Consider the following 22,051-nt stretch of genomic DNA (forward strand, 5'->3'; position numbering starts at 1 on the left):
GTGAACAACTGACGGGCGAAGGCCTCCTGTTGCGGGAGTGGAGTTGTCGAGAAACCGCTCACGCGAACAGAAGGCCTTCATGTCTCACGCTAACGCCGCCCTGACCCCTCGCGCTCGCCTACGCCTGGCCAAGCTCATCGTCGAGGAGCGCTGGCCGGTCGCCACCGCGGCCAAGATGTTCATGGTCTCCCCGCCCACCGCACGCAAATGGGCCACACACTTGCGGGCCGAGGGACCTGCAGGGATGACAGACCGGTCCAGCCGGCCGTCCACGATGCCGACCAGAACACCGCCGACGGTGGTGAAACAGATCGCGGCCGCCCGATGGCGCCGACGCCTGGGGCCGGCCCAGATCGCCGGAGAACTCAAGATGCCGGCCTCCACCGTCCATGCCGTGCTCGTGCGCTGCCAGATCACCGCCTCGCCCGTCTGGACCGGGTCACCGGCGAGCCGATCCACCGCTACGAGCACCCCCACCCCGGCTCGCTGATCCACGTCGACGTCACCACGTTCGGCCGCATCCCCGACGGGGGCGGACACCGATTCATCGGGCGCCAGCAGGGCATGAAGCACCGCGCGGCGACCTCGGACCGCGAAGGACCCGTGATGCCCGATACCAGCCCCGGCTCGGGGTGGGCTTTGTGCACACCGTGATCGATGATCACTCCCGCTTCACCTATGTCGAGATGCACTCCGATGAACGCAGCCAGACGGCCATCGCGGTGTTGCACCGCGCGGTCGCCTACTTCGCGCGCCTGGGCATGGAGGTGGAGCGGGTGCTCTCGGACAACGGCTCGGCCTACCGCTCGCGCGCCTGGCGTGGTGCCTGCACCGAGCTCGGGATCAAGTCCAAGCGGACTGGGCCCTACCGGCCGCAGACGAACGGGACGATTGAGCGGTTCCATCGCACGCTCGCTGACGGGTGGGCCTACGCCCAGTTCTACAGCTCAGAGACGGAGCGCAGAGCCGCGTTGCCTGGATGGCTGCACTTCTACAATCATCATCACGTCCACTCCGCGATCGGTGCCGCGCCTGCCACCAGGCTCAACAACCTCCCTGGACATCACACCTAGTGATCGGTCGACGCTCGCGAGCCCACGAGCCTCTCGACAACGTCCGCCCTCGTTCCCTCGCGTCCGTTGACGCCTCCTAACGCACCGTTGTCAGAAGCTCTCTGACCTGCACTCTCTGACAGTCTGACAAATCCTGACACGTTCCGTGGCGTCCGCAGCGGTGGCGAACGCCGACCCGTCGGCACAAACGTGGTTCTTGTCCGATCCGCCGAGCGGCACCCGCCGCATCACGAAGGAGAGACCCGATGAGCACCATCAACCGAACCGCGACCGCACGCACCATCACTGCCCGCACCGCCGCGATCCTCGCTGGCGCCGCCGTCGCCCTGGGCGGCGCTCTCGCTCTGCCGGACATGGCCTCCGCTGAGGGCTCACACACCTACCCCGCTAAGACGGCGATCGACGGCCGCAAGAACATTGGTGACCCCGCTGGTGGCGAGGGAGCCGTGGTCGACCAGTTCAAGGAGGGCGACCCGGTCACGATCACCTGCCAGCAGGAGTATCTGGGCCAGCTGTGGGACAAGACCGACAAGGACACCTTCGTCCCGGACAAGTACATCAAGACCGGCACCGACGGCCGTGTCGAGGGCCTGCCTGACTGCGGTGCCCCGCTGCCGCCCGAGGACGCCCCGCAGGAGCCAGTGGACGACTTCGACCACAACGCGTATGGCTTCGCATCTGACCAGTGCACGGCCTTCGCCGCGTGGCGAGTGCGCCAGCGCACCCCCGCCCACGACTTCAACAACGATTGGCACGGTCAGATCTGGGGCGATGCGGGGAACTGGGATGACGCCGCCCGAAACGCCGGTCTGCGGGTCGACGAGACCCCGGAGGTGGGTGCCCTGGCGATCAACGACGTCCACGTCTCCTCCGAGGACGGCCAGCTCCACGGCCACGTCGCCTACATCAACAAGGTCTACCCCGACGGCTCCTTCGACGTCGAGGAATACAACTGGGACAACTCCCGGGCCTACGGCACGCGCCACATCGATCGGATCGACGGCGCAGACCTCGGTTTCCAGCACGTCGTCCACTTCGACTGAGCCCGCTGATCGCTCGACCGCCGAACTCGGCGGTCGAGCGGTCGCTCCCTTCCGTACGACCTGCATGCATGAGATCGACTCTCTCGACAAGGAATGCATCCGATGACCGCACATACGCATCCCCACCGCTTCCATGACCTCTCCCGCCGCAGCCTGTTGGGTGGCTCCGCTGCGCTCGCTATCGGCGGAACCCTGACCGTGGGTTCCGGCATGCTCCCCGGTGGTCCGAACGGGCTCATGCCCGCAGCACATGCGGTCGAGCCACCACCGCGAAACGTCAAGGCCGGCGCCAAGGCGCCTGGCTCAGTCAAGGGAAGCACCGTGACTCGACTGGGCAATGTGACCGGACCTGGCGTCACCACAGACGTGGCGATGGAGCGCACAGATATCGGGATTCCCGCACGATGCCCCGACGGCCGCACGCTCGTCGTCTTCGGCGATTCCTACGCCTCCTGGTACAAACCTCACCAGAAGCAGATGTCTCCCACCGGCCTCTACGCAGAACCCGACCAACCTGCCGACCAGGCACTCTCTTGGTCCGGCGCCGTGGGCGGCGACACCGCTCAGCAGATGCTGCCAGAGTACCGGCCCGAGTACTCTACAAAGCTTCCCAGCGATGTGATCACCATCGGGGACACCATGTACATGCAGGTGTGGATCCTTAAAGGTTGGTGCAATCTCGACCACACCGCGGTGTGGAAGTCCTCCGACAACGGCGCAACCTGGGAGTGGACCGGAGCCCACTGGCAGAAAGACGAGGCCGAGGCCAACAACTGGCTGTGGACCTGGGACCTCCACGACGACGGCTACGTGTACATCTACACCTCCAAGTACCGCGGCTCCCCGCTGTACATGCGCCGCGTGCCCCACGACAGGATCGGCGACAAGAACGCCTACGAGACCTGGGGCTGGACCAAGGAGAACGGCTGGAAATGGGGCCAGGAGCCATCACCAATCCTCACGGCCGACACACACGACAAAGCCGGGAACCTCATCAAGGACGGGTTCGGCTTCGGCGAATCTTCTCTGCGTCGTTTCGGCGACCAGTGGATGTTCTGCTCCGTGATCAACGGAAAGTTGCAGGCGTACCTGCTTGACGAGCCGTGGGCTGATCTGCACGCGGCGAAACCGGTCACGCTGCTGGAAGGCGCGGCTTACGAGGAAGAGTCCGCTACACGCATGACATCGCTGTACCTGGGCGGGATCGTGCCCGGCGGCACGGTCGACGACTTCCAAATGCTGGTCAGCCAATGGGTGCGAGCACACGAGAAGGTCGCCCCCGGCGGGTGGCCGTACTGGGTGGAGAACTTCCGTTTCCAGAACTTCTTCTGAACCCGTCACCTAGCGATTCAGAAGCACCGGACCGCACTAAGGAGAGATCCATGATCATCACTTCCACGACAGCATCGGCACCCTGGACACGCCGCGCCCGTCGGGCCGCTGCCCTCGCCCTGGCCGCCATCGCCGTGACCGCGGGCGGCGCCCTGCAGGCCTCCGCGGAGGAATCGCACGCGTTCCCCGCGAAGGCAGACCTCAATGGCCGACAGGAGATCGGCCAGCCGAATGACGCCCCCGGCGTCGTGGTCGACAAGTACCGCGCTGGGCAGGACGTCCCGGTGGTGTGCCAGCAGGAGAAGGACGGCGCCATTTGGGACAAGACGGCAGATGACCTGTGGGTGCCCGACCAGTATGTGCGCACCGGTGTCGACGGGTTCGCCCAAGGCGTGCCTCGCTGCGACCAGGGCGGCGGCAAGCCTGATCCCGGCGCTCCTTCCGATGTGGTCGAGGGTGAGGACACTGCGAACCACGAGGGGCAGACCCTCAAGAACAGCAGCTTCCTCATCGTCAAGGCCACCGAGGGCACCACGGACGAACTGACGGATCCCGATGCCAAGAAGAAGATCCAGGCGGCGAAGGATGCGGGACAGGTCGCTGGCGCCTACCACTTCGCGTCCCCGAACGGTGAGCCGGCGGCCAAGCAGGTGGATCACTTCATCAACGCCGGCGGTGGCTGGTCGCCTGACTCGGGCACGCTGCCGGGCGTGCTGGATCTGGAGGAGCCGGGTCAGCTCGAAGCCAATGGTGGGGCCTGCTTCGGGAAGTCACCGCAGGAGATCGTGAACTACGTGCGGGAGTTCTCCGATACCTACCTCAAGCGCACGGGCACCCGCCCGATCATCTACACCCGAGCGAACTGGTGGAACGACTGCACTGGCGGCAACACCGAGTTCGGGAACCATCCACTGTGGATTGCCTCCTACGACGTGCCGGCGGGCAAGCCGGGGGACCTCCCCGCTGGCTGGAAGGACTGGACGATCCACCAGTACACGGAGAATCCGGACATCAACCGGTTCCATGGAAACCGACAGGATCTGGATGCCCTGGCGAACAAGGGAGTCAAGTAAGCCGCGTGGATCGGCGACTGATGCCGCCGAATCATTCGCCACCGGCTTGGCAGCGCTGACCACGGCGCGTTGAGGCCAGTTGCTCGTGATCTCACGGGTAGCTCCGGGGGAGCCCCCCGGCAGATACAGTGTGGTACCGAAAGTGCCGCATGGATCTGCCGGGGGGTGGCCGTGTCCGAGGAAGAATCGGAAGCAGCCAGGGATGCCGCAATTGAGCAGTTCGCCGCGCAGCTGAACACGTTGCGCCGCGAGTGCGGCCGCCCGTCGTTCCGTACCATGGCCAAGCGCTCCGGCTGCATCTCCCACACCACGCTGTATGAGGCCTCGCGAGGTCTGCGCCTACCGTCGTGGGAGACGACTGAACAGTTCATCAGTGCCTGCGGCGCTGATCCGGAACAATGGCGCGCCCGCTGGGCACACGTCGCCGAGCTTCTCGAGGACCATCTCACCGGACCGGTCCCCGCCGTCGCGGATCCTCACGCCGAGTCAGAGCAGAACGCGGACGTGAGCGAGCCGACGGGCGCTACCGATGAGACGGCAACGGGGCAGGCCCGCCCGCACGAGAGGTCCGGTTCCGCATCGGTGTTGAACAGTACCGGCGGCTCCGCGTCACGCTGGCGCTCGCGCCCCGTCGCTGTGGCCGCTGCGCTCGGGCTCCTCGTTGGCGGCGGGGTCGGTCTTGCCGCTGGCGCGGTGGTATTCGGCTCTGCCGGGTCGACCAGTACGGCTGCCCCGCCTGCCTCCGGCGCCCCCGGCGCATCGGATCAGAGCGACGGCGGTTCTGGCGTCGTAGCCGATGTCGCCGGTCCGCTCGAGGATGTCACTCTGCCCGATGAGAGCGTGGTCGATCCGGGCGCGAAGGTGGACAAGGTGTGGCGCCTGTCCAACGCCGGCGGCGCGGAATGGTCAGGAAGGACGCTCCAGCGGATCACGCCGGCGGACTCGGCGGGCGCCCACTGCATCACGCCCGACGAGGTGGAGATCCCCGACACCGTGCCCGGCAGTGACGCGGAGATCCACGTTCCCGTCACGATGCCGGACAAACCAGGAGACTCGTGCCGGGTGGAATGGAAGATGGTGAACGCCGACGGATCACCATCGTTCCCGGACTCCCGACCGATCTACTTCATGCTCGTCACCGCAGGCTGAGCAGACCGGGACGAATCGAGTCTCTGCCGGATAGACGCTGCCCTTCCCACGCATTCTGCTCCGCCAACTCGACCATTCCGCTCCGATCCCTCGCCGCCACCCCACCCTGCTACGGTCCTCTCATGCCCTGCACGCTCCGCCCCGCCCATGAGTCCGATGCGTCCGGCCTGGCGGCGCTCGCGGCGACCGACGGGCGCGGCGCCGCATACCTGTCCAAGATGTACGCCCGGCCCGAGGTGCGCGGCACAGGTGTCGCGGAGGCGCTGTGCCGCGAGACCATGCAGGCACTGGCCGTGGAGGGTCAGGCCTTCGTCTGGCTCGGCACGCACGTGGACAACGCACGAGCGAACGCCTTCTACGAGCGGCTCGGTTTCACGATCATCGGTGAGCGGATCTTCGACGTCGGCGGGGTGCAGGCCCGAGACTGGGTGCGGCTCGCCCGACTGTGAGGCTCAGCGCTCGTACGCCTCACGGCGATGTGCGGCTCTCACCACAGTGACCAGGAGTTCCTGATCGAAGACGTCGTAGATGACGCGATAGTCCCCGACCCGGATCCGCCAGGCCGTCTTCTCGCCGACGAGCTTGCGCGCTCCATGGGGCCGCGGGTCCTCTTCGAGCTGTGCGATCGCGTCCACGACCTTGCCGCGCTCGGCTCGCGGCAGCTTCCTGACCTGTCGTGCGGCGGCGGTCGTGAACTCGACGGTGTAGGTCATGCGAGGTCGGCGCGGACATCCTCGAGGCTCACTCGGGTGCCGTCGTCGGCCGCCTTGGCCTCACGGTAGGCCTGCAAATCCTGCTGCATCTCGAAGGCCTCCAGGGCTTCCAGGTCCTCGACGCTGATGACGACAGCAGCGAGCTTCCCGTTGCGCGTCACCCCGATCCGCTCTCTCCCGTAGCGTGCGCGTCCCACCACATCGGCGAGGTGGCTGCGCAGGTCGCGCGTTGAGATGCGGGAGGTCACGGTATCCATGGCCCGATCATATCCAACAGTGAACACTGTGTACACAGTGGAGCTTGCGACGCCCACGTCTGCCAGACTGACCGGATGAGCTCGTGGGAACACGTCGCCGCTGCATATCAGCAGTCCTTCGGTCGTCTCTGCGCCGGCACGATCCCGGCTGTGCTCGACGCCGTGATCGACTCCATCGACGGAACAGGGACCCTGCTCGACGTCGGCAGCGGCACCGGTGAGCTGCTCCTCGCCGCACATTCACGGGGCATCGACGCCGTCGGTGTCGAGCCCGATGAGGACATGCGCCGGCTCGCGGAGATCACGCTGCCCGGCCGCACGAGACCGGGTGCTCTCCCGCGGCTCGATCTCCCGGACGGCTCCTTCTCTGCCGTGACGGCAAACTTCGTGGTGAACCACCTCCCCGATCCCCGCGCAGCCGTCCGCGAGCTACTGCGGGTCACGGCACCGCATGGACGCCTCGCGATGACGATCTGGCCCGCTGGCGGCCCAGGATGGGGAACCCTCGTCGCCGACGTCTTCGCCGCCGCGCAGGTGACACCGCCGCCCAGCACGCGTCTGCCTGCCGAACTCGACTTCGCGCGCACCGAAAGTGGACTCGCTAACCTCGCTCGGGACGCGGGCGCCGACGTGCTCGACGCCCGCGAGATCCAGTGGGAATGGACCATCGCCCCCGAGGATCTCTGGGCCGGGATCGCTGGTGGCGTCGCGACGCCCGGGAAGACATACCTGGCGCAGTCCGACGCCGTGCAGGAGCGAGTCATGAAGGAGTTCGACCGCCGGACCGCGCAGGCCGCCAAGGAGAGCGGCACCCTGACCTTCGTGAATCGTGCGGTGCTTGTTGTTGCGGGGCCATGACGCTGCGGACACGGATCAGGATGCAGGAACGGGGCCATGGACTGAAGCGCCCCGGGTTTCGTTCCGAGTCTGAGCACGGGGAATCGGGGTATGCCCAGGAAGCTCAGTCCCGAGTTGCGCGAGCGTGCTGGGCGCATGGTTCACGACCGCCCGCCCCTCGAAGGTGGCCCCGAGCAGCATCGATCCGTGCCGTCGCACCACAGCTCGGCGTCGGTGAGGAGGCCCTGCGGATCTGGCGCAATCGCTACGGACCCACCGAGCCGGGCGGTCCCGCCGCTCACGGCGCGAGCAGCACCGCGAACAGCTCGAGGGTCTGCTGCAGCTCGATCGAGGGCTCGAGCAGCCACTGGATCAGCAGGCCGTCGGAGGCGGCGACGATGAGCGCCGCATTGGCCATCACCTCCACGGCGCCTTCGCGGTCCTCACCCTCCTTGTCGAGGCCGCGGCGGCGCTCGGCGTGCTCATAGACGGCGACTCGCTGTAGTTGGTCATGACGTTGTCGACGCTGGCGTGGAGGCGTGAGGTCGGGGGCTTGTCGCCGCAGGCGGTGTGGGGCCGATGATTGTTGTAGTGGTGCAGCCAGACGCCGTGGCGGTTCCGGCGCTCCTGCCCGGCGGTGTGGACCCGGCAGTGGGGCGCCGGTCGGATCATGGCGCTGACGCGGGGCCATGACGTCGCCGTCCTGCAGGACCCGACAGTGCGCACCCTCGTGGAGCGCGGCACGCTCTGGGCGGCGCGTAGCCAGGCGTGAGGTGACCCGACGGCGTGAGGTGACCAGCCGTCGTGAGGTGAACCGGTACTGGAGCGTGGCGCCACAGCTCCATAGGGCTGCGACGCCATGCTCCAGTACCGTTTCCGTACACTCAGGGCTGCCTGCCCGGTGAGGTCGCCGGGGTTGATGAGGTCAGTCACCGTTTCCATACGCTCATGGCTGTCTGGACCCGCTCGTCAGGCTCAGGTCAGAACCTCTCAGTGAGCCAGCGCACGTGGGCGGCGAGCTAAGCGGTGGCACCGCCGGAGCCCTACCCGCGGGTGTCCATGATCAGGTGGTTGTAGCCGGCGCTTACCCAGGTCAGGTGGTCCACGTGCATGGAGCGGCCGCCGCCATAGCCGATGTAGCCCACGACCGTCGGAGCCGGATCCTCGATCCCGGCGGGACGCTGGTACCCGAACCCATGTCGGGGAAGGTGTCGAACATGTCGCGGGGCGCCGGATCCTCGATCCCGGCGGGGCGCTGGTACGAGGCCTTGATGTGCTCGCCGTCGTAGCCGCGGAAGGTGACGTCGTAGGTCTCGACCCGCACCAGGCCGGCCCCCACGGGTTCGACGGAGTCGATCACATCGTGGGCGCGGGCCTCGTGAGCCGCTCGGCCCAGAACTCGTCGAAGTCGGAGGGTTCGGCGAAGTCGGGCAGATAGGTCTCGAGCTTGTCGACGGGCAGATCCCACAGCGGCGTGGCTGTTCCTTCGGTCGGGCGGGTGGTCGTGCCTGGCCCATTGTTCGGGACTCCACCCACGATCGTGGTCGCTTCGTGACCCTCGTCTGCGACCGACGGGGCGCGCGGGAGATTAGGTTCAGAAGACAATCACAGGGTCTGCTTTGGGGGGTTGCCATGTCCGATCTTGTCGTACGCGGCCGCACGCCGCTACATCAACTGCTCGCCCTCACTGCCGCGCTGGTGCCGACGCTGCTGGCCTGTACGCTGCTGGTCCTCGGCGGGCCGGCGGCGCCGGCGCATGCCTGTTCCTGCCAGGCACCGAGTATGGAGGAGGCGCTGGCGGAAGCGGAGCTTGTGGCCGAGGGGACCGTCGAGACGATCTTCGTCAGCCCGGGGGATGACTACACCGCGATCTGGATCAAACTGGATCGATCCTGGAAGGGCGAGCCGGAGTACCGGGCGATCAGTTTCGGGATCGAGGAGGGGGATTGTCCGGCACTCTCCTTCGAGGAGGGCGACCGCCTAATCGTCTGGGGTGAGAACTGGAGCGACAGTTTCCGGTGGATCGACTGTGGGCCCCCCGCAGAGAGCCTCGAGGCGCAGCGTGAGTTCCTCACGGACGAGCTCGGGGAGCCCTCGGATCTCTCTCATGTCCCCGAGTTTTTCGAACGACCAACCGGCGGATTACCACCGGAGGAGGATGACGAGACACCACCGGAGGAGGATGATGACGAGACACCACCGGAGGTCGACGACCCGTCCTCCCCGGTCGACACCCTGTGGGACCTGCTGCCGTACCTGGTGATCGGGGCCGTTGCGGTCGGCACGACTGTCGCGGGACTGGCCGTCCTGGCGGTGGTCCTGGTCACGAGAGCGCGGCGGTGATCCTTCCCTCGCCGCCACCCCACCCTGCTACCGTCCGCTCATGCCCTGCACGCTCCGCCCCGCCCACGAGTCCGATGCGTCCGGCCTGGCGGCGCTCGCGGCGGCGACCTTCCCCGACGCCTGCCCGTCGTTCATGCCGCGCAGCGCCATCGACGCGTTCATCGACGAGAACCTGTCCGTCGATGCCTTCCGCATATACCTGACCGGGCCGACCTGGCAGGTTCGCGTGGCTGAACGACACGACGACCACGCGATCGTGGCGTACACGCTGGTGGACCTCTCCCCCACCGCGAGCGACACCGTGCTCGCCGCAACGTCCGGCCAGGGCGCGGCGTACCTGTCGAAGATGTATGCGTCTCGGGAGGTGCGGGGCACCGGTGTGGCCAAGGCGCTGTGCCGCGACACCCTCACTGCCCTCGCCGACCAGGGGCAGCGCTTCGTCTGGTTGGGCACGCACAAGGACAATGCCCGCGCGAACGCCTTCTATGCCCGGATGGGTTTCGAGGTCATCGGTGAGCGCCGTTTCGTCGTCAGCGGCGTCGAGGCCGAAGACTGGGTGCGTCTGGCCCGCCTGCATACACCCCGCTGACCTTCGTCCCGTACCCTCGCCACCCATCGCGCCCGTGGCGGATCCCACGCTGTTTCCCCTGACCACGGGGGTGCGGATGCCCCCGACCGAGTGGAAGCATGGATGGACCCGTTCCGAAGGATCTGCTTCCTCATGCCCTCGTCGTCTTCGACATCTTTGACCACCGGCGCACCGTGGCGGGTGATTCTCGCCTTTTCTGTGCCGCTGCTGATCGGCAACATCGTCCAGCAGCTGTACCAGTTCACAGACGCCGTGGTGGTGGGACGCCACCTGGGTGTGAACTCGCTGGCGGCAGTGGGTGCCACCGGCAGCGTGGTGTTCTTGGTGATGGGTTTCGCGTGGGGGCTCACCAGTGGCTTCGCGATCCCGACGGCGCAGTCTTTCGGTGCGCGGGATGGTGCCGAGGTGCGGCGCAGCGTTGCCGCGGGCACGATCCTGTCGCTGATCACGAGCGTGGTGCTGACCGTCGGCGGCTATTTTCTTGCCGAGCCGATGATGCTGGCGCTGCGCACCCCACCGCAGCTGCTGGCGGAGGCGACGGTCTTCGCGCAGGTGACGTTCCTGGGGGCGTCGACCCTGCTGTTCTTCAACTTCCTGGCGGCGATCATCCGTGCGATCGGTGACTCGCGCACACCCCTGCTGTACCTGGTGGTGTCGTGCCTGATCAATGTGGTGCTGGTGATCGTGTTCGTGGGGCTGCTCGACGGGGGCGTGGGCGGTGCGGCCTGGGCCACGGTCGCCGCGCAGGGCGTGACGGTGCTGATGCTCGCCGTCCATGTGCGCTCACGCATCCCGGTGCTGCATGTGCAGCGGGCGGATTGGCGGGTGAGCGCACGCGAGCTTCGTCGGCATCTGGCGATCGGTCTGCCGTTCGGGTTTCAGACCTCGATCATCGCGATCGGCACGATCGCTGTGCAGGTGCGGCTGAATGAGCTGGGCCCGAGCGCGGTCGCTGCGTTCACCACGGCCGGCCGCGTGGACGGGCTCGCGATCGCGATCATGCAGTCCTTCGGCCTAGCGGTGTCGATGTTCACGGCGCAGAACCTGGGGGCTCGCCTGTTCGACCGGATCCTCATCGGGGTACGGCATGGGCTGTGGCTGAACATCGGGGCGTCGATCGTGCTGGGCGGGCTGATTCTCGCAACCGGTCGCGTCATCGTTCGCGGGTTCATCGGCTCGGGCTCCCCGGACGTGGTGGATCACGGGTACAGCACGCTGGTGGTGTGGTCGCTGCTGTACGCGATCCTGGCGCTGCTGTTCGTGGTGCGCGGCGCGCTGCAGGGACTGGGCAACACGATCGTGCCGATGTGGAGCGGTGTCAGTGAGCTGGGTGTGCGCATTTTCGCGGCGGTCGTTCTGGGCGCGGCGTACGGATACATGGGGGTGGTGTGGTCGGCGCCGCTGGCGTGGGTGGGCGCGATCGTGATCCTGGTGCCGGCCTATGTGTCGGCGGCGCGGCAGCTCGCCGACGGGTCCTTCGCGGTGCCGCGTCAGAGCGCACACACCGTGACGGCAGGCATCCCCATCCTGGAGCCGTCCACGGCAACGGGGGCGACACCGATCCTGGAGCCGCTGCCCGCCACCGGGTCGATCCCCGTGATCGACCCCGACACCGACGATGCGGGCTGGCCGCCGCCCGGGCGGGATGAGTCTGCGGAGCGCTGAGCTTCGGCGCACCGCACCTGGCCAGGAGCTCCGTCCGTACCACCGGCCGCATCGTCATCACAGCGAGACCTGATCTCTGCCCCGTCGGCGGCTGCGCGCGGATAGTCTCGATGCCAGCTGATCATCGACGCATGCTGTGAGGTGACCCGGGGAATGAACCAACGCATCATGTCTCCGTCGTCGCCTTTGGGCGCGCTCGCGCACAATGCCCGGCGCCTGCTGGGGCTGCTGCTCGCGGCGGCGGTCGCCTCGATCGCTCTTGTGGCCACCGTGCCGGCGCCCTGCGCGTATGCCTGCTCCTGCGTGGAGTTCACCGTTGACGAGGCGATCGACCATGCGGACCTCATTGCCCAGGTCACGGTGATCAACCGGAAGTTGAGCTTTAAGGAGACCACCTATCAGGTGGCCGTGGACACGCAGTGGAAGGGCCCGGATGAACGGGTGATCACGCTGTCCACGAGCGAAGACATCGCCGCGTGCGGACTGGGGCGGTTGAAGCCTGGGAGCTCGCTGCTCCTGTGGGCCACGGGATCGGGAACCGACTTCTCCGCCGGCTGGTGCAGCATCCCCTACGACATGCCGGACGACATCGAGGGCACACTCACCCAGAAGCTCGGCGAGCCGCTCGATCTCACCGACCAGCCGACGCCGACGCCGGAAGACCCCGAGAGCCCGGCGGACTCCCCGTTTCCGATCTCCGACGTCGCGCTGATCGTTCTGATCGGGACCGTTGCGCTGGGCGTGCTCATGGCCGGTGCGGCTGCGGTGGTGGTCGCGATCGTGATCGCCACTCGCGGCCGACGGGCCTCGTCCCGGCAGGGGCCCACGAGTCAGGGGCCAGCGGGCCACGAGTGACCTGTGGCGTGCTGGTCAGCGGCGGGCACGGCAGGATGAGGGGATGGATACCGCATCGCCACACGCCACTCGTCGAGTCCTGATCGTCCGCGGCGGCTGGGACGGGCACGACCCCGTCGGCACCACGGAGGCGGTGATCCCGTTACTGCGTGAGCACGGCTTCGCCGTCGACGTGCACGGGTCCACCGCCGTCTACGCCGACGCCGATGCGATGGCGAGCGCCGATCTGATTGTGCAGTGCATCTCCATGGGCACGATCAGCGCCGAGGAGTTCACCGGGCTCCGCCACGCCGTGGGGGCCGGCACGGGGCTTGCTGGTTGGCATGGCGGAATCGTCGACTCCTTCCGCGATTGCGCCGACTATCTAGCGCTGGTGGGCGGCCAGTTCACCTCGCATCCGCCGATGGTGCTTCCTTCGGCCGACGGTCCGCAGCTGAGCTCGTTCGTGCCGCATCGCCGTAATCACTCCCGGCCATGACCTGGCGACGGTGCAGGAGCCGACGGTGCGGACTCTGATCCAGCGGCCCCTTCTGTGGGCGGCACGCACGGCAGCTCGTCAAACCTGCCGACCCACTCGAACCGTGTCCGTCCTCACGCGGTGAGCGGGACCTTCCCCGGTTTGGGTGTAGTGCTCCGCTCATAGTCTCGGATCAGCTTCAGGGATCAGCGCAGATCCCAAACATCCCCCTCACACCTCCGGCCGAACAGGCCCCTTCCATTTCTGGAGTCCCCGTGCGCCGTCTGCCGAAGATCCCCGTTCTCAGAGCCTTCCGTCCGACCACCCTCGCGACGCACGTGATCACCGCCGCTGCGCTTTTGACAAGCGCCCTGATCATCGGCGGCGCCTTGCTTCTGGCAGGTGGTCTCATCGTCGTCGGTGCTGTGCTGTCGTCAGACACGGTCACCGTTGCAGAGGGGGATCCGGAACCATCTGGTCCGACAGCATCATCCAACGACACCACCACCTCAGACGAAACGTCTGCTATAGACTCCGCGGCACCGTCGGCCACCCCCGCGCCTGCGGACCCGACCCCCTCCGCCCCATCTGGTGTTGATCAGATCTCTGCGCCCGGCACTGCCCTCGCCCAGCTCGATCAACTCGTGGTGAAGGGGCGCTCCCCGAAGACTGGCTATGACAGGGACGCGTGGGGATGGCGCAGCGACACTGATCGCAATGGCTGCGACACTCGTAACGACATTTTGCGCCGCGACCTCACGCAGATTGTCCTCGAGGAGGGCACGCACGGCTGTGTGGTTCTCGAGGGGAAGCTCCGTTCCCCATACACCGACGCATCCATCAACTTCGACCGCGCGAACAGCACGATCGACATCGATCACGTCGTCGCCCTCTCCGATGCCTGGCAAACGGGAGCTGCGAGCTGGGATGACACCACCCGTCATGCCTTCGCGAACGATCCTCTGAACCTTCTGGCCGTCGAGTCATCGGTCAACCGGCAGAAGGGCGACGGCGACGCCGCTACCTGGCTTCCGTCCCACAAACCGTTCCGCTGCGAGTACGTGAGCATTCAGATCGCCGTGAAGACCAAGTACGACCTCTGGGTGAAGCCCGCCGAGGCTGACGCGATGCGTCGTGTACTTGCGGACTGCGACGGCTTCCTTGCCGTGACAGCCACCGCCTGGCCAGATACCGGTGAGGGCGACGTCATTGCGACGCGGTCCGGTGCCCCGAAAACCACGTCGGCCGAAGCGAAAACACCGGCACAGAAGACTTCGAGCGAGGAGAGGAAGAGCTCGCCTTCCCCCAAGGCGAAGCCGAAAAAGGAGGAGAAGAAAAAGGAGCCAGCGAAGACATCCTCCGGCGACTCAGGACGCTCGGACAAGAAGACTGAACGGACCGACTCAGCCAGCGGTGATGGCAATGCATACTTCAAGAACTGCTCTGCCGCCCGTGAGGCCGGCAAGGCTCCGCTTCATCGCGGTGACCCGGGCTACCGAAAGGGCTTGGACCGCGACGGCGACGGCATTGCTTGCGAGTGACTGCGCGTCCGGACCGCTGCGGTGCACTGGGCTGCTCCCTTCAGCAGTACCACGGCACACCCCTGACCCGCTCTCGCTACGATGCCGCGGGTGACCTTCTCGACCCCTCCCCTCGATCGTCGTCCATCGGCCGCTGAGTCCGGGCCCGATGGTGACGCCACAGATCTGCTCGCCGCGATCGGCACGGACCGGCCGGAGCCCGCGGATGACGGTACGCAGCGGCGTCGCACACTGATGACCTGCCTGGGCTGCGGCGTGCTGGCATTCATCATCGTGCTGGCCCCGGCAGTGGTGTGGTGGTCCTGGCAGGATCAAGCCGGCGACGAGGCCTCATCCCCTGCCGCGACGCAGCCGCCTGCTGCCAGTGACCCGGGCGAGAAGGGCGGTGGCCCAGAGGAGTCCGAAGAGCCCACCGACGAGTCCACCGAGGAACCGACACCTGACCCCGTCTCCCCCGCCCCGCCGGATGCGAAGGCGATGAACAGCATCGCATCGCCGAGCGGCAACATCGTGTGCAGCCTGGCGGGCGATACGGTCTCCTGCAGCCTGCGTGAGCACCGTCTGTCCGAGCACTGCCCCACTGATCAGCCGGTGAGCGTACAGGTGGAGGGTGAGGCGGAACCCCATATCGGCTGCGGACAGGACGCGGGCGACCCGCAGCCCCCGCAGCTGGACTACGGCGCATCCGCCACCGACGGCACGGTTGCCTGCACAAGCCGAAAAGACGGCATGACCTGCTGGAACACCGTGACCGGACGCGGTTTCATGGTCGCCCGAGGCACCCTGGACACCTTCTAGATGTACTGACCCGGGACCTCAATCGAACGGTGTGTTGACCTTGTCGTTGGGTCAATGTTTAGCGTCCACGCCATGAACATCTCAGTGATTGACAGCGCTGCCGGGATGCGTCACGTCCTGGACCAGACGAGGCACGAGCGTGCTGAGGCGGTGCGTGATCTGTGGGCGCCGATGGCGGGCATGTACCACTTCATCCCTGGCATCGACATGCTGGGCGTGCACGCGCAGAACTTCGGCTTCCCCCTCGACATGACACCCCAGAGCGAGAAGCGCGTTCGCGACGCGATCGTGGCCCTCGAGGCGGCCAACGCGTGGACCCGCGTGAGAACCGCACTGCAGGAGGGTGCAGCGGCGCTGGCCGCAGGGGATCCGGGCATTCCGGTTCCTGATCTGCAGGTCCTTCTCCTTGCCGGCAACCCGACGAACGACCACTTCATGGAGGAGATTCAGGGCCTGTCGGCCTTCGGCGGGATCAGCGGTTACATCTCCATGACGGTCTGGCCCACCGAACAGGTCCTGGACAGACTGGAAGCGATCGCTGTGCACGAGCTGCATCACAACGTGCGGTATTCCCCGGGCGGAGTCGTCTGGGACCCGGTCACTGTCACCGTGGGCGAGCATGTCGTCGCCGAGGGCTTGGCGGACCTGTTCGCAGCCGAGCTGTACGGCGACCGCGGCTACACCCACTTCGCCAGCGAGCGCACCCGTAGCGACGACGCCGTCCTGGCCAAGGTCGCCTCCGGCCTGAAGGTCACCGGCATGGCCGACTTCGCGGCCTGGGTCCTGGGCGATGCATCCGCCAGCATGTTCGGAGGCGAGCCGGTCGGCCTGCCCACGGGCGCCGGGTACGCCGCTGGTGCACGGATCGTCCAGGCTTATCTGGACGCGACGGGGACGACCGCGGCTCAGAACGTGCGCACCCCGGCATCCGACATCTTGGCCGTGGCTCTGCCTGCACTCGACCTGAACGACGCCGGGGCACACTGAACGGCACGACCACCAGCCTGGAGAAGGGTGACGCACCGTGGAATGGACCGTGCACGAGCTCGCCGAACGCGCGGGCGTCAGCGGACGAACTCTGCGTCACTACCATCGGATCGGGCTGCTCGAGCCTGACCGCATCGGGTCCAATGGGTACCGGTACTACGGGCCCGATGCGGTCGCCCGCCTGCAACGCATCTTGTTGCTACGCCGGACAGGGATGGCACTGTCAGACATCGCTGCGGCCCTGGACGCGGACCAGTCCCGCGCCAGCGAGATCACCGCCCTGTGCTCCCACCTGGACCAGTTGCGCGAGGAGCGGACTGCGATCGAGCAACGGATCACCGCTGTCGAGCACACTCTGGCCATGCGCCGCGCGGGCCGGGAACCGCAGATGGACGTGATGCTCGAAGGATTCAACGACCGCTACCGAGACGAAGTCGTCGCGCGTTGGGGTCGGGAAGCGTTCGAGGCATCGAACACCTGGTGGCACTCGAAATCCTTTGCACAGCAACGTCATTGGAAGGACCGCTCGGAGCAGCTGCTCGCCCGTTGGGCTGAGCTTGCCCATGAGCAGATCGCCCCGGAAGACGATGCAGCGCAAGAACACGCCGCACAGCACGTCGCATGGTTCGCCGAGATCCCCGGAACCCCCACCCACACCGGAGACCTGGTTCAATCCGCGGCCATGATCCGCGCCATGGCCGCGATGTACGAGACCAACCCCGACTTCCACGAGTCCTTCGGCAGCCAAGCCGCCGCCCAGCTAGCAGCACGGGCACTGCGCATCCACGCCGCCCAAACCCTTGAGACACATGCCGATGGCTGACCCCAGCACCGGGGCGCCATTGAATCGCCCTGGGTTTCGTTCCGTTCTTCAAGCAAGGATGGAACCGATGAATCAGAAGTACTCGCCCGAGATGCGCGAGCGCGCGCTGCGGATGCTCGACGAGGCCAGGCCCGAGCATCCGAACCTCATGTCCGCGGTGCGACATGTCGCGGGCCTGCTCGGCATGAGCCCGGAGACGCTGCGCGTGTGGCACCGCCGCCGCGAGATCGACGCCGGGCAGCGCCCCGGCGTGCCGACCGACGTCGCCGAGGAGAACAAGCGACTTCGCCGTGAGAACGCCGAGCTGAAGAAGGCGAACGAGGTCCTCAAAGCCGCGAGCGTGTTTTTCGCGAAGGAACTCGACCGTCCCTGACGAGCATGATCCGCTTCATCGACGAACACAGGGATCAGTTCGGGGTCGAGTTCCTCTGCCGCGTCCTCCGCGACGCGGTGCCGGGGTTCCTCACCTCGCGCGGGTATCGCGCGGCGAAGACGCGCGTGCCCTCCGCCAGGCAGCTGAAGGACGAGCTCCTCGTCCCCGAGATCCAGCGTCTTCACGAGGAGAACTACGGCGTCTACGGCGTCCGAAAGATGCATGCTCTCCTCCGGCGGGAGGGGTGGGACATCGGGCGTGACCAGACCGCGCGGCTCATGAAGCTCGCCGGGGTGCGCGGGGTAGCGCGGTCGAAGAAGGTGTTCACCACGAAGTCCGACCCGACCATCGCGCAGCCGATGGATCTCGTCGAACGCGACTTCACCGCTCCCGCGCCGAACCGGTTGTGGGTCGCGGACATCACGTATGTCGGAACGTGGGCGGGGATGGCGTATGTCGCGTTCGTGATCGACGTGTTCTCCCGCATGATCGTCGGCTGGAACGTCGCCGGGACGCTGCGCGCGGAGGTGCTGCCGTTACAGGCGTTGAACATGGCCGCGTGGGGCGCACGCGGGTCGCTCGATGACCTCGTCCACCACGCCGATCATGGGTCGAACTACCTCTCGGTCCTCTACACGGATCGCATCAACGAGCTCGGCGCGACTCCGTCGACAGGGAGCGTCGGTGACAGCTACGACAACGCCCTCGCCGAGGCCGTCAACGGGCTCTACAAGACCGAGCTGATCCGTCGGAAGGGCCCGTGGCGGACGGTCGAGCAGGTCGAGCTCGCGACGCTCGAGTACGTGTGGTGGTGGAACAACGCTCGTCTCCACGGCGAGCTCGATTACCGCACGCCGGTCGAGGTCGAGGAGGCGTACTACGCTGGCCTCGAATCAGCCCAGCCAGCGCTCGCTGGACAGGGAAGCAGGTAGGAACGAAACCCAGGGCGATTCAGGCCCCGGCCGCGGCGATAGCATGTCGGTTCCCTGCTCATGGAAGGATTCCGGCTTGTGTCCACGGTGCTGACGGTGCTCGCTTTGCTGCTCGCGCTCGCGGTGAGCGCGGCCTGCGTGCTCGTGCTGCGCTGGGGCGTGCGGAACCTGCGACTGCTGTTTCGGCTGCGGGAGGCAGAGGCCTGGGCGGAGGGGCGCGTCGTCACGGCGCCGACGGGCCTGCGTCGTGACGTCGCCGAGGAGGGGGCCCGCCGCTGGTCCGAGACCATCACCTTCACACTGGCCGACGGCACAACGATCACGGGCGCCCCAGCGTGGAGCGACCTGCAGCTCGCCGACCGCACCGGAGAGCAGGTCCCCGTCGCCTATGACCCATCGGATCCGACGCGTTTCGTCTCACCGGAGGACGGACAGCCCGTGAACCCTCTGATCCCGACGCTCACCGTGGCAGCCTCGGCCGGAGTGCTTCTGCTGGCCGTTGCGGGTGGCGTGGTTCCGGCGTTCCTGCGGCTACTGAGCTGACGCGCTGATCAGGCCGGGAGGGCGAGGAAGCCGCGCCCCGGGGCGAGCGGGTGATGCCTTCCGACGGCCCCCACCGTCGTCCCCCTCGGCGGCATCACCCGCTCGGTCCCCGGTGCCCGTTCCCCTATCCCCCGTGGATCCCGCACCCGGTACCGGAAATCTACGGCCGGGGTGGAAGCCGTGGCGATGGGGTGGACTGCACGGGGAGTTCTCCCCGTGGACAACTGACCAGTATCAGTGAACTATGTGGCTGGGAGGTTTGCTGCGCCCCCGCGCACGGATGCTGCAGAGAGCACCGCCGAGTGGGTATCGGTCGACGCATGGGCGTTCGGTCGGTCCCTCCCGTCGGCCGATTCTCGCGGGTACGCTCGAAGCATTCGGACACCGTCACACGGGGGTTGGGATGCACAGGGACGTGGGACCGGATTACGCTGGCGAGGGCACGGAGCGCGCAGCCGAATACGACTATGACTGGGACACCGGCGAGGTGCCGATCGGACGCCCGCCGGAGCCGGAGCCGACCGCCCCGGGCCTGGTACCGGGTATCGAGCAGCTGCCGGATGCGTGGCGTGGCGAGTCCGCCGAACCGACCGGCGCCGACTACACCGGACCAGCCCCCGACCCGGCCGGCTTCAGCGAACCGGGAGCTGACCTGCGGCCCGGCGACCCGATGCCCACCTATGACACCGGTCAGCGTCGCGTCGAGGTGGGTGAGGATGGCTCACTGCCCGCCTACGTCACGCGCGAGCGGCCGGTGATCGGCGAGGACGGGTCTCTGCCCGAGTTCACTGACCGGGATCGTTACCGCAGTCAGCCTGATGAGCCCGAGCTCGAGGAGGAACCGGAGGACACGGGGTTGCGCGCCCTGTTCCGTCGTCGGCGCTGAGCAGCCGCGGACTTGACCGCGCTCGCTTCTGCACCCCGTGGTCGACGGACCCCTGAGGCGAGAGTCGAATCGAGGTCTCAGCCCGATCACGATGCGGGACCATGCGTGAGCCTCGCCGCGTGACGGTTTACCTTTTTTCGCATGCCGCCGTTCATCGACAGCATCATCCAGGCTCTGCTCGTCCCGTTCGCGAACGCGATCTCCGCGATCGTGTTCTTGCCGATCCCGGTGGGCGACGCCAAGGTCCCGTTGATCCTGGTCTGGCTTCTGGTGGGCGCCCTGGTCTTCACGATCGTGCTGAAAGCCTTGCCGTGGCGGTCCGCCGGGCTGTCACTGAAGGTGATCCAGGGCCGGTACACCTCCCGCAAAGACCCGGGTGCGCTCACCAGTCTGCAGTCGCTCATGACCGATCTGGGCGGCGCGGTAGGGCTCGGGAACATCGGTGGTGTCGCTATCGCGATCACGATCGGTGGCCCAGGCGCGGTGCTGTGGATCATGCTCGGTGGCATCTTCGGTATGGCCGTGAAGATGGCCGAGGCCACCATGGGCGTGAAGTACCGGGTGATCAACAGTCGCACCGACACCTCGGGCGGCCCCATGTACTACCTGTCCAGGGGTCTGAAGGAGCTCGGCAGGCCGAAGCTCGGCAAGGTCCTCGCAGCCGTCTTCGCCATCTTCGCCGTCGGCGGCACCCTGGGCGCCGGTGCCCTGTTCCAGTCGAACCAGACCGCCCAGCAGATCACCGCGACCGTCGGCAACGCCATCCCCTTCCTGCCGGACAGCACCTGGCTGATCGGTGTCGCGCTAGCGATCGGCGCGGGAGTCGTGATCATCGGCGGCATCACCTCGATCGGCCGGGTCGCCTCGAAGCTGGTGACGGTCATGGCCGTGCTGTACATCCTGTGCTGCCTGCTGATCATCCTGTCGAACGCCTCGCATGTTCCGGCGGCTGCTGGAGAGATCGTGCGCGGCGCCCTCCAGGGTGATGCCGCGGTGGGTGGCGTGATCGGCGCGATGATGATCGGCGTTCAGCGTGCGTTCTTCTCCAACGGCGCCGGCAACGGCAACTCGGGTATCGCTCATTCGGCTGTTCGCACGGGCCACCCGGCCACGGAAGGTTTCGTGGCGATGTGGAGCCCCTTCGTCGACTCCGTGGTGGTGTGCACCATGACGGCGCTCGCGATCGTCACCTCCGGCGTGTGGCAGCACGAGGATGCGGCCGACGGGGTGGTGCTGACGTCTCAGGCGTTCGGGACTGTCCACGCCCTGTTCCCGATCGTCCTGACGATCTGCGTCATGCTGTTCGCCTTCTCGACGATGCTTGCGCACTCGTACTACGGCAAGAAGGCGCTGGGATACCTGTTCGGCAATTCGCGCACCGCTGAGCGGGTCTACTCGGCGGTGTTCCTCATCATGATCATCGTGGGGTCGGCTGGCACGGTGACCGCCGTGACCTCGCTGGCTGACTCGCTCATGTTCCTGATGGCGATCCCGAACCTGATCGGTCTGTACCTCATGGCCGGTGTGGTGCGCCGCGAGATCCTCGGTTTCGTGGACGGGGTGAAGGACGGCAGCATCCCCGAGGTCCCGGCCGACGAGCGCTTCGGTGGACTGCACGCTGGCGCGTCCCCGGACGACGAGGTGCACGACGGGTCTGGTAGCGGGGCCCGCAGCGCGAAGGCCTGACCTGCGGGGATGAGCTCCAATGCATTGGCGAGCTCTCTGCGGCATGCTCGGGTACGCATAACGCGGGTGACCGACCGGCCAGGCCATCAACCGTGC

23 protein-coding genes and 3 pseudogenes are annotated in these 22,051 nt (G+C 67.0%); 21 read left to right on the top strand and 5 right to left on the bottom strand.

The window, feature by feature from the left end; all coding sequences use genetic code 11:
• The first annotated feature begins 79 nt into the window (after positions 1-79).
• The 6 genes and pseudogenes from C8271_RS00380 (at position 80) to C8271_RS13770 (ending at position 6,119) form a co-directional block, all read left to right on the top strand.
• Positions 80-1,073 (top strand): annotated as a pseudogene (locus tag C8271_RS00380) (IS481 family transposase).
• Between the two features lie 245 nt (positions 1,074-1,318).
• Positions 1,319-2,116 carry a CHAP domain-containing protein gene (locus C8271_RS00385; RefSeq protein WP_106505644.1) on the top strand — a complete coding sequence of 266 codons (798 nt, stop codon included), beginning with the start codon at positions 1,319-1,321 and terminating at the stop codon, positions 2,114-2,116.
• 102 nt (positions 2,117-2,218) lie between these two features.
• Positions 2,219-3,448, top strand: coding sequence for a DUF4185 domain-containing protein (locus C8271_RS00390; protein ID WP_170957744.1), 1,230 nt, complete (start codon positions 2,219-2,221; stop codon positions 3,446-3,448).
• Positions 3,449-3,498: 50 nt separating this feature from the next.
• Entirely contained in the window at positions 3,499-4,521 is a 1,023-nt protein-coding gene (locus tag C8271_RS00395; protein WP_170957745.1) for a GH25 family lysozyme, read from the top strand.
• Between the two features lie 165 nt (positions 4,522-4,686).
• Positions 4,687-5,670, top strand: a complete 984-nt coding sequence (locus C8271_RS00400) for an NBR1-Ig-like domain-containing protein (protein ID WP_170957746.1) — start codon at positions 4,687-4,689, stop codon at positions 5,668-5,670.
• Positions 5,671-5,792: 122 nt separating this feature from the next.
• Positions 5,793-6,119: a GNAT family N-acetyltransferase gene (locus tag C8271_RS13770; protein WP_170957747.1), complete on the top strand. Its 327-nt coding sequence runs from the start codon at positions 5,793-5,795 to the stop codon at positions 6,117-6,119.
• Between the two features lie 3 nt (positions 6,120-6,122).
• Here the strand turns inward: C8271_RS13770 and C8271_RS00410 are convergent, their stop codons facing one another.
• Positions 6,123-6,383, bottom strand: coding sequence for a type II toxin-antitoxin system RelE family toxin (locus tag C8271_RS00410; protein WP_106505648.1), 261 nt, complete (start codon positions 6,381-6,383; stop codon positions 6,123-6,125).
• The gene (locus C8271_RS00415; RefSeq protein ID WP_106507766.1) at positions 6,380-6,640 is read right to left on the bottom strand and encodes a type II toxin-antitoxin system Phd/YefM family antitoxin; all 261 of its coding nucleotides are present in this window, start codon (positions 6,638-6,640) and stop codon (positions 6,380-6,382) included. Before C8271_RS00415 ends, C8271_RS00410 begins: the two co-directional genes overlap by 4 nt.
• Before the next feature lie 75 nt (positions 6,641-6,715).
• Between C8271_RS00415 and C8271_RS00420 the strand changes: the two genes are divergently transcribed.
• Positions 6,716-7,498, top strand: coding sequence for a class I SAM-dependent methyltransferase (locus tag C8271_RS00420; protein ID WP_106505649.1), 783 nt, complete (start codon positions 6,716-6,718; stop codon positions 7,496-7,498).
• Between the two features lie 277 nt (positions 7,499-7,775).
• Here C8271_RS00420 and C8271_RS14370 read toward each other — a convergent pair whose 3' ends face one another.
• Positions 7,776-8,168: a hypothetical protein gene (locus C8271_RS14370; protein WP_425428175.1), complete on the bottom strand. Its 393-nt coding sequence runs from the start codon at positions 8,166-8,168 to the stop codon at positions 7,776-7,778.
• Between C8271_RS14370 and C8271_RS14335 the strand changes: the two are divergent.
• A pseudogene (locus C8271_RS14335) lies at positions 8,109-8,249 on the top strand (ThuA domain-containing protein); the annotation flags it as partial. The gene C8271_RS14370 and the pseudogene C8271_RS14335 overlap by 60 nt on opposite strands.
• A gap of 271 nt (positions 8,250-8,520) precedes the next feature.
• Here the strand turns inward: C8271_RS14335 and C8271_RS14375 are convergent.
• Both C8271_RS14375 and C8271_RS14380 read right to left on the bottom strand, forming a co-directional pair.
• Entirely contained in the window at positions 8,521-8,589 is a 69-nt protein-coding gene (locus C8271_RS14375; protein ID WP_425428198.1) for a hypothetical protein, read from the bottom strand.
• A pseudogene (locus C8271_RS14380) lies at positions 8,571-9,013 on the bottom strand (acetylxylan esterase). The gene C8271_RS14375 and the pseudogene C8271_RS14380 overlap by 19 nt, the downstream one beginning before the upstream one ends.
• A gap of 96 nt (positions 9,014-9,109) precedes the next feature.
• On the opposite strand from C8271_RS14380, the gene C8271_RS13655 reads away from it, so the two are divergent.
• From C8271_RS13655 to C8271_RS00500, 13 genes are all read left to right on the top strand, one after another.
• Entirely contained in the window at positions 9,110-9,820 is a 711-nt protein-coding gene (locus C8271_RS13655) for a hypothetical protein (protein WP_138774492.1), read from the top strand.
• Positions 9,821-9,860: 40 nt separating this feature from the next.
• Positions 9,861-10,409, top strand: coding sequence for a GNAT family N-acetyltransferase (locus C8271_RS00440; protein ID WP_106505652.1), 549 nt, complete (start codon positions 9,861-9,863; stop codon positions 10,407-10,409).
• Positions 10,410-10,541: 132 nt separating this feature from the next.
• On the top strand, positions 10,542-12,074 hold the full coding sequence (locus tag C8271_RS00445) for an MATE family efflux transporter (RefSeq protein ID WP_106505653.1): 1,533 nt from the start codon (positions 10,542-10,544) through the stop codon (positions 12,072-12,074).
• Positions 12,075-12,227: 153 nt separating this feature from the next.
• Positions 12,228-12,929 carry a hypothetical protein gene (locus C8271_RS00450; protein WP_106505654.1) on the top strand — a complete coding sequence of 234 codons (702 nt, stop codon included), beginning with the start codon at positions 12,228-12,230 and terminating at the stop codon, positions 12,927-12,929.
• 43 nt (positions 12,930-12,972) lie between these two features.
• On the top strand, positions 12,973-13,407 hold the full coding sequence (locus C8271_RS00455) for a ThuA domain-containing protein (protein WP_342751927.1): 435 nt from the start codon (positions 12,973-12,975) through the stop codon (positions 13,405-13,407).
• A gap of 254 nt (positions 13,408-13,661) precedes the next feature.
• Positions 13,662-14,927, top strand: coding sequence for a GmrSD restriction endonuclease domain-containing protein (locus C8271_RS00460; RefSeq protein WP_245920683.1), 1,266 nt, complete (start codon positions 13,662-13,664; stop codon positions 14,925-14,927).
• A gap of 90 nt (positions 14,928-15,017) precedes the next feature.
• Entirely contained in the window at positions 15,018-15,725 is a 708-nt protein-coding gene (locus C8271_RS00465; RefSeq protein ID WP_138774493.1) for a DUF6636 domain-containing protein, read from the top strand.
• Positions 15,726-15,797: 72 nt separating this feature from the next.
• On the top strand, positions 15,798-16,712 hold the full coding sequence (locus C8271_RS00470; protein ID WP_106505656.1) for a DUF2268 domain-containing putative Zn-dependent protease: 915 nt from the start codon (positions 15,798-15,800) through the stop codon (positions 16,710-16,712).
• Positions 16,713-16,749: 37 nt separating this feature from the next.
• Positions 16,750-17,535, top strand: coding sequence for a MerR family transcriptional regulator (locus C8271_RS00475; protein WP_106505657.1), 786 nt, complete (start codon positions 16,750-16,752; stop codon positions 17,533-17,535).
• Positions 17,536-17,593: 58 nt separating this feature from the next.
• A protein-coding gene (locus tag C8271_RS00480; RefSeq protein ID WP_425428176.1) for an IS3 family transposase occupies positions 17,594-18,840 on the top strand; the annotation gives its coding sequence in 2 pieces (ribosomal slippage) (positions 17,594-17,882 and positions 17,882-18,840; 1,248 coding nt in all).
• 78 nt (positions 18,841-18,918) lie between these two features.
• Positions 18,919-19,383 (top strand): DUF3592 domain-containing protein, encoded by a 465-nt coding sequence (locus C8271_RS00485; RefSeq protein ID WP_170957749.1) that lies wholly within the window; start codon positions 18,919-18,921, stop codon positions 19,381-19,383.
• 403 nt (positions 19,384-19,786) lie between these two features.
• A complete protein-coding gene (locus tag C8271_RS00495; protein WP_106505660.1) occupies positions 19,787-20,269 on the top strand; it encodes a hypothetical protein in 483 nt (160 codons plus the stop codon).
• A 141-nt stretch (positions 20,270-20,410) separates the two neighbouring features.
• Positions 20,411-21,955 (top strand): alanine/glycine:cation symporter family protein, encoded by a 1,545-nt coding sequence (locus C8271_RS00500; RefSeq protein ID WP_106505661.1) that lies wholly within the window; start codon positions 20,411-20,413, stop codon positions 21,953-21,955.
• Positions 21,956-22,051: the final 96 nt, after the last annotated feature.

Origin of the sequence: Brachybacterium timonense (genome assembly GCF_900258505.1) — a bacterium.
Lineage (GTDB): Bacteria > Actinomycetota > Actinomycetes > Actinomycetales > Dermabacteraceae > Brachybacterium > Brachybacterium timonense.

What these genes read in the sequence shown, in the direction of transcription:
- C8271_RS00500 (WP_106505661.1), top strand. Translation starts at nt 20,411, where the DNA reads ATGCCGCCGTTCATCGACAGCATCATCCAGGCTCTGCTCGTCCCGTTC.
- C8271_RS00440 (WP_106505652.1), top strand. Translation starts at nt 9,861, where the DNA reads ATGCCCTGCACGCTCCGCCCCGCCCACGAGTCCGATGCGTCCGGCCTG.
- C8271_RS13655 (WP_138774492.1), top strand. Translation starts at nt 9,110, where the DNA reads ATGTCCGATCTTGTCGTACGCGGCCGCACGCCGCTACATCAACTGCTC.
- C8271_RS00455 (WP_342751927.1), top strand. Translation starts at nt 12,973, where the DNA reads ATGGATACCGCATCGCCACACGCCACTCGTCGAGTCCTGATCGTCCGC.
- C8271_RS00445 (WP_106505653.1), top strand. Translation starts at nt 10,542, where the DNA reads ATGCCCTCGTCGTCTTCGACATCTTTGACCACCGGCGCACCGTGGCGG.
- C8271_RS13770 (WP_170957747.1), top strand. Translation starts at nt 5,793, where the DNA reads ATGCCCTGCACGCTCCGCCCCGCCCATGAGTCCGATGCGTCCGGCCTG.
- C8271_RS00450 (WP_106505654.1), top strand. Translation starts at nt 12,228, where the DNA reads ATGAACCAACGCATCATGTCTCCGTCGTCGCCTTTGGGCGCGCTCGCG.
- C8271_RS00420 (WP_106505649.1), top strand. Translation starts at nt 6,716, where the DNA reads ATGAGCTCGTGGGAACACGTCGCCGCTGCATATCAGCAGTCCTTCGGT.
- C8271_RS00390 (WP_170957744.1), top strand. Translation starts at nt 2,219, where the DNA reads ATGACCGCACATACGCATCCCCACCGCTTCCATGACCTCTCCCGCCGC.
- C8271_RS00470 (WP_106505656.1), top strand. Translation starts at nt 15,798, where the DNA reads ATGAACATCTCAGTGATTGACAGCGCTGCCGGGATGCGTCACGTCCTG.
- C8271_RS14370 (WP_425428175.1), bottom strand. Translation starts at nt 8,168, where the DNA reads ATGGCCCCGCGTCAGCGCCATGATCCGACCGGCGCCCCACTGCCGGGT.
- C8271_RS00410 (WP_106505648.1), bottom strand. Translation starts at nt 6,383, where the DNA reads ATGACCTACACCGTCGAGTTCACGACCGCCGCCGCACGACAGGTCAGG.
- C8271_RS00495 (WP_106505660.1), top strand. Translation starts at nt 19,787, where the DNA reads ATGCACAGGGACGTGGGACCGGATTACGCTGGCGAGGGCACGGAGCGC.
- C8271_RS00415 (WP_106507766.1), bottom strand. Translation starts at nt 6,640, where the DNA reads ATGGATACCGTGACCTCCCGCATCTCAACGCGCGACCTGCGCAGCCAC.
- C8271_RS00395 (WP_170957745.1), top strand. Translation starts at nt 3,499, where the DNA reads ATGATCATCACTTCCACGACAGCATCGGCACCCTGGACACGCCGCGCC.
- C8271_RS00385 (WP_106505644.1), top strand. Translation starts at nt 1,319, where the DNA reads ATGAGCACCATCAACCGAACCGCGACCGCACGCACCATCACTGCCCGC.